A 5,748-nucleotide genomic window follows, 5' to 3' on the forward strand; every position below is an offset into this window, starting at 1 on the left:
ATGAGCTGGCTTTACTTCACCCATAAGGTGCCTAGACTACCCGCGGCTTAGACCAATCCGGGTTATGTGAGATCGGCTCAGCCTGCCGAAAAGTCGCGCCCGACCTCACATAACCCTCCCGATTCCGATTTCATTCCGGCCGCCGTTCCGATTTGAAAGCGGCCAGTTTCGGTCTGATCCTGGGTCGCGTTGATCCGGCCGTGCTGGAAGAACGCCGACGCCATAATGGGATGCCATCATGCCGTAGCTGCGATTGATCTCGGGATCGTAGAAGCTGGCGCGGCTGACCCGGGAGGAATCAGCGCGCTCAGAACCTCAAAGTCAGTCAATGCTGGCGCGGCAAGCCGGCGCCGGGACGGCTGTGCCTCGGTACCTAGCAATCGGAGGTGGCCGATCTACGATGTTGAGGCGTCAGCTTAGACGCCACAGCTCGACTTATCATTGCGGGCCGCGCGGATCGCGTGCGCTCGCATTTTTTGTCGTAGGCATACGCCGCAGAAAGAGGGCGGCATTAGCGCCAGGAGACAGGTGATGCAAGCTTAAGCGATTGGCTGCCTTGCTAACCAGCAAGGAAGCTGCCGCTCATCCTTTAATATCGGTTGAGCGGCGGCCCGACGATCATGACGGTCGGATCGGCCGACAGAAGCTTCCTAGCCTCCGTCCTGACATCCTCCAGAGATACGGCGTCGATCAGCGCAGCGCGGTTTTTGATATAGTCCATGGCGAAATTGTCGCGCTGTAGCCCGACCAGTGTCGCCGCAATCGAATCCGAAGACTTGAGGTGGTTAATCGCAAACGAGCCGATCAGGTATTTCTTGGTCGCCGCGAGCTCCTCCTCGGTCGGCCCCTTCTCGGCCATGTCCTTCACCACCTTGCGCACGATCGAAAGCGTCTCGGCGGCCCGATCGGAGCGCGTCGCAGTCGTCACCAGTAGCGCGTTGGAATGCTCGTGATCGACTAGCTTCGAGCTGACGCCATAGGCAAGGCCGCGCTTCTCGCGCACCTCCTCGAAGAGGCGCGAGGTGAAGGTCGAACCGCCGAGGATCTCATTCATCAGCGCGGCAGCGAAGAAATCTCGCGCGTTCGGTTTCACGCCGGGCCAGGCAAGCTGCAGCGAGGTCTGCGGCAGGTCGTAATTGACTTCGAGCTGCTGGCCGAGCTTGAGTTTGATGTCGTCCACGGGAGCCAGCGTCTGCTTCTGCGGCAGATCGCCGAACACCTCGTCCAGCTTGCCGCTCAGCGTGGCGGCGTCGATATCGCCCACCACCGCCACATGCAGGCCGCCGCGGGCAAAATTCGCTTTGTGAAAAGCCCTGATGTCTGCGGCCGTGATGGTGGCCAAGCTCTGCTTGGTCCCCTGGTACGGCCGCGCATAGGGATGCCCGCCATAGATCGCGCGCAGCCAGCGCTGCTCCGCCACCGTGTGGGGGTCGCGCTCGTTGGCGAGGATGCCGGAGAGCACCTGGGCGCGGATGCGATCGATCGGCGCCTGGTCGAAGCGCGGGCTGTTCACCGCCAGCTTCAGCAGGCCGAACGCCTCGTCCATCTGGTCGGACAGCATGCGCATCGAGCCATAGGTGCCGTCGCGCGCCGCCTGGAAACTTATCTCGGCGCCGGCATCGTCGAGCTTCAGCTGGAAGGCATCGCTGTCGAGGTCGCCGGCGCCTTCGTCGAACAGGCCGGTCATCAGATTGACCAGGCCTTCCTTGCCGGCGGGATCCTGCGCGGTGCCGCCGTCGAAGACAAAGCGGATGGCGGCCAGCGGGATCGAATGGTCTTCCACCAGCCAAGCGGTGATGCCCTTCTTCGACCTGACCTCCTGGATGTTCATCGCGGCGCGCGCGTCAAGCGCCGGCAGCGACAGGAAGAACAGGGCAATGCACAGAGTGGCGATGGCGCGCACCACCGTTCCTTCTCCCCTCGCGGGGGAAAGAACGCTGCTCATCCGTTCAAGGACCAGGCTCATCATCAATTCCCCGCCTGTTGCTGGGGCAAGAGATAGCCGGTGGTCGAGTGGTCGAGCACGAGGTAGCGGGCGGCGGCCGCCTTGACCTCTTCCGCCGTGACCTTGCGGATGCGGTCCGGCCATTCCTGAACGTCCTTCACATTGCCGCCGGTAGCGAGCGTCCAGCCGTACAGATTGGCCATTTCGTCCTGTTTGTCGCGGGTGAAAATCATCGAACGAACGTAGCGGGTCTTGGCCCGCTCCAGCTCATCGTCGCACACGCCGTCCTTGACGATGCGGGCGATCTCGGCATCGACCGCCGCCTCGACATCGCTGAGCTTGGCGTCGCCGCGCGGGGCGCCATAGACGGTGAAGTTGGTGGCATCGAGCATCGTGCCCTGGAAATAGGCGGCCGCCGAGGAGGCGATTCCCTGCTTGACGACGAGCTCCTGATACAGCCGGCTGCGGTTGCCGCCGCCGAGGATCTCGGCCAGCAGGTCGAGCGCCTCCGCCTCGCCGGGTTTGGCCGTATGATAGGATGGCACCACCCATTGCGTGGAAAAGCTCGGCACCGAGACGCGCGCATCGGTGAGCGTCACCGTGCGTCTGGTGTTCTGCTCCGGCTCCACGGGGCGGATGCGCGGCGGCAGATCCGGTCCACGCGCGATCTTGCCGTAGGTCCTTTCGGCCATTGCCTTCACGGCGTCGGGATCGACATCGCCCACCACCACCAGCACCGCGCTATTTGGGTGGTAGTGGGCGTCGTAAAACGCCTTCGCGTCCTCTCGGTTGAGCTGTTGGATTTCCTGCATCCAGCCGACGACCGAGATGCGATAAGGCTGATTTTGCCAGAGCGTAGCATCAAGCTCCTCTGTGAGCACCGCCTGCGGATTATTTTCGATGCGCGAGCGGCGCTCCTCGAGAACCACGTCGCGTTCAGTCTTGATGACGTCGTCGGTGAGGACGAGGTTGCGCATGCGGTCGGCCTCATAGCTCATCATCTGGCCCAGCGCCGAGGGCGGCACGGTCTCGTGGAAAGCGGTGAAGTCGTAGTAGGTAAAGGCATTCTTGGAGCCGCCGATCTCGGACACCGCACGATCGAGCTCGCCGGCGGCGTGGTTGGCGGTGGCCTTGAACATCAGATGCTCGAAGAAATGCGCGATGCCGGATTTGCCGGGCGGCTCGTCGGCACTGCCGACCTTGTACCAGACCATGTGGGTGACGATCGGAGCGCGATGGTCAGGAATGACCACCACTTCCATGCCATTGCGGAGCAGGAAATCGGATGGAGACTTTTCGCCGGCCATTGGCGACCTGATCCCGGTGAAGGCTAAGATGGTTACCAGCAGGGTCTTGGAAACCCAGCCGCCGGGGTTTGCAGCGAACATCGTCATGACTCTGTTTTGCTCCTTGGTGCGCTACGCGTTCGACAGATCGGGTAAGCATGGAACGTGCCAGACAGAAATGACTTGCGGGCAACGCGTTCGCACCCAAACCGACCATGTCGGTTGTCGGACATTGTCGGGTTTCACTCCCCAGCCTTGGCCAATGCGATCGCAAGGGAGCGGTGGTTCGGCACGTTGCCGTTCACGCTCCCGAACCGGGGGCAAGCATAGCTGGTGCGGTATCGCTCATGTATGTGGCCGGCGGTGGCGGGTAGGTCCCCCTACCCTTCCGCAGCATCAGTTGGGCTAAATCAGCGTGTCAGCCTCGAAGGCGAGAGCACCACCAAGCGGGTGCTCCCTCCGAACCGGAGCTGCTCTGGCGGTGCTTCCAGAAAGCCGGCCAGCGATACTGCTGTGTCTCGGTGAATGGGGGTAAGTTCCTGTAATTTGCCTGCCCAACCGAACGCTGACCATGAACGCCCGGGCCCTGCGCAATGTTCAAAGTCGCCGCTTTTACCACGTACCCGACGTGAAGTTTGGGTCCGATTGCGTATTTCAGACGATGGTGAGCACGGATTTCACCGCATCGTGAGCACGGATTTCACGAGATCATGAGCAACGATTTCAGACGATCGTGAGCAACGATTTCAGATGATCGTGAGCACCTTTTCGGAGGTGCTGGACGCTTCGGCCGACAACTCAGCTACAGGGTGCCTCGTTCAAACGAGGAAGCCTGATGCCAACCCAGAGATTGTCGATGCGCCGGATCAGAGAAGTTTTACGTCTAAGGCATGTCCAGGGCCTGACCGAACGCGCCATCGCGCACACGCTTGGGGTGAGCAATGGCGTCGTGCATGGTTATCTGCGGCGCGCCCGTCTTGCCGGGCTGAGCTGGCCGCTGCCAGAGGGGATGGATGACGAAGGCCTTGAGCTGCTGCTCTTCCCGGCGCCGAAGGCAGCATCGCAAAGCCCGCGGCGGCCGGTACCCGATTGGAGCTATGTCGAGAAGGAGTTGCGCCGGCGCAATGTAACGCGGGTGCTGTTATGGGAAGAGTATCGCGCCGCCAATCCCGACGGCTTTGGCTACACCTGGTTTTGTACGACCTTCGAGGCCTGGAAAGCGCGTGGCGATGGGCGCTATGGCCGCCTGCTCAAGACGCTCGGGCGCGTTCAACTCCTTATCCTCGACGACTGGGGCCTGTCGGTCCTCAATGCCACCGAGCGTCGCGACCTCCTGGAGATCCTCGACGATCGCCATGGCCGCGCTTCCACAATCGTCACCAGCCAAATTCCCGTGCCGCACTGGCACGCAACTGTGGTGTTGACAATTTCGCACATGCGAAAAGATTTTGTGCATTGCGATGAGCTCTTCGGCCTGTAAGGTCCCGGTGTCGGCATTGCACGTCCCTGAAGTGCATGCCGGCGTGAATTCAGCGCTGTCCCTTCGTGCGCTGTTTTCGATGCGAGCCCGCTGTCGCCTTCCGGCAGCGGGCTCCTTACCCAGAATAAGAATCGGCTGCCCGAGCGATGAGCTATGCGAGCCGAATGCGTTCCAGACCTCTTTTGCCTGCCGCGCATTCGGCGAATACTTTTTGCCCTTCAACCAGCGCAGCGAGCCCAGACCGGGTCAGCGCAGAGGCATGAACGAAATATCCTTCTCGCCGCTTTTAGTGCGATGAAGCCGCAGCCCCTTTCAGGATTGTAAAACTTAACAGTGCCTGAGATCTCCGACTGGGGGCCCAGTCCAACACTGGATCGGTCCGCTACACGCTGAGGAGTTGACGCTTTCACGACCTCTACCTTTGCGCCACCTGACGGCCCTTTGGCCTTTCCTCAAGGATAACCTTGAGATGCGCGCCACTGCGGCATCCGGCCGCCTCCACCACCCGCATATGAAGATATGCGTCCGCGCCGTCGGCGAGTGCAACGAAGCCGAAACCTTTGCTGGCATTGAACCACTTCACCTCGGCGTGGACACAGTTCGAGGTGCCAGCTGACTGCCGCTGAGCGGTTTGTCATCTGTTGTCGACGACGGTCGAAAACCGACGCGAGCTGAAGCGCTGGAGAGAGCAAAGGCGGTCGCCCGCGCGCTCTTCAACTAGCGCTGTAGCGGGGACCGCCTTTGCGGCGCGGTGCTGATCATCTGAGGTTGAGAAGGCGATAGGCGCGAGGCACGTCTCCAGTCGCCCTGAGGGGCTTTCGACCTACCCCGCCATGCGCCGGCCTTGTGGTAGATCTGCGGGTAATCTGCGCCGTAGAAACAATCCGGCGTAACACCGATCTCAACTGGCACATCAGCCCCGCAGTCGGTTTTGCAGTGCCTGCCGATCAACGGCAAGATAGTCGAGGTGCAGCCTGGCTGGCTGCCGCCTTTGCCCCAGTTGTCCGACCAGCGCCCTCGTGCCGTCAAGCACAAAG

At 61.6% G+C, this 5,748-nt stretch carries 3 protein-coding genes and 2 pseudogenes; 2 read left to right on the forward strand and 3 right to left on the reverse strand.

Annotated features, from left to right (window positions below; all coding sequences use genetic code 11):
• Positions 1–589: 589 nt before the first annotated feature.
• Entirely contained in the window at positions 590–1,969 is a 1,380-nt protein-coding gene (locus tag RFM98_RS30955) for a M16 family metallopeptidase (RefSeq protein ID WP_430682398.1), read from the reverse strand.
• Complete coding sequence (locus RFM98_RS30960; RefSeq protein WP_430682400.1) at positions 1,969–3,339, reverse strand: M16 family metallopeptidase; 1,371 nt, start codon at positions 3,337–3,339, stop codon at positions 1,969–1,971. Before RFM98_RS30960 ends, RFM98_RS30955 begins: the two co-directional genes overlap by 1 nt.
• A gap of 727 nt (positions 3,340–4,066) precedes the next feature.
• On the opposite strand from RFM98_RS30960, the pseudogene RFM98_RS30965 reads away from it, so the two are divergent.
• Positions 4,067–4,456 (forward strand): annotated as a pseudogene (locus RFM98_RS30965) (sigma factor-like helix-turn-helix DNA-binding protein); the annotation flags it as partial.
• Positions 4,451–4,711 (forward strand): annotated as a pseudogene (locus RFM98_RS30970) (ATP-binding protein); the annotation flags it as partial. The pseudogenes RFM98_RS30965 and RFM98_RS30970, both read left to right, overlap by 6 nt.
• A gap of 415 nt (positions 4,712–5,126) precedes the next feature.
• Here the strand turns inward: RFM98_RS30970 and RFM98_RS31515 are convergent.
• Positions 5,127–5,294: a cold-shock protein gene (locus tag RFM98_RS31515; protein ID WP_320217942.1), complete on the reverse strand. Its 168-nt coding sequence runs from the start codon at positions 5,292–5,294 to the stop codon at positions 5,127–5,129.
• Positions 5,295–5,748 lie beyond the last annotated feature (454 nt).

The organism is Mesorhizobium australafricanum (genome assembly GCF_033977265.1).
GTDB lineage: Bacteria > Pseudomonadota > Alphaproteobacteria > Rhizobiales > Rhizobiaceae > Mesorhizobium > Mesorhizobium australafricanum.

Bases quoted from the DNA above. Each gene is read 5' to 3' on its own strand.
- RFM98_RS30960 (WP_430682400.1), bottom strand. From the start codon at position 3,339: ATGACGATGTTCGCTGCAAACCCCGGCGGCTGGGTTTCCAAGACCCTG.
- RFM98_RS30955 (WP_430682398.1), bottom strand. From the start codon at position 1,969: ATGATGAGCCTGGTCCTTGAACGGATGAGCAGCGTTCTTTCCCCCGCG.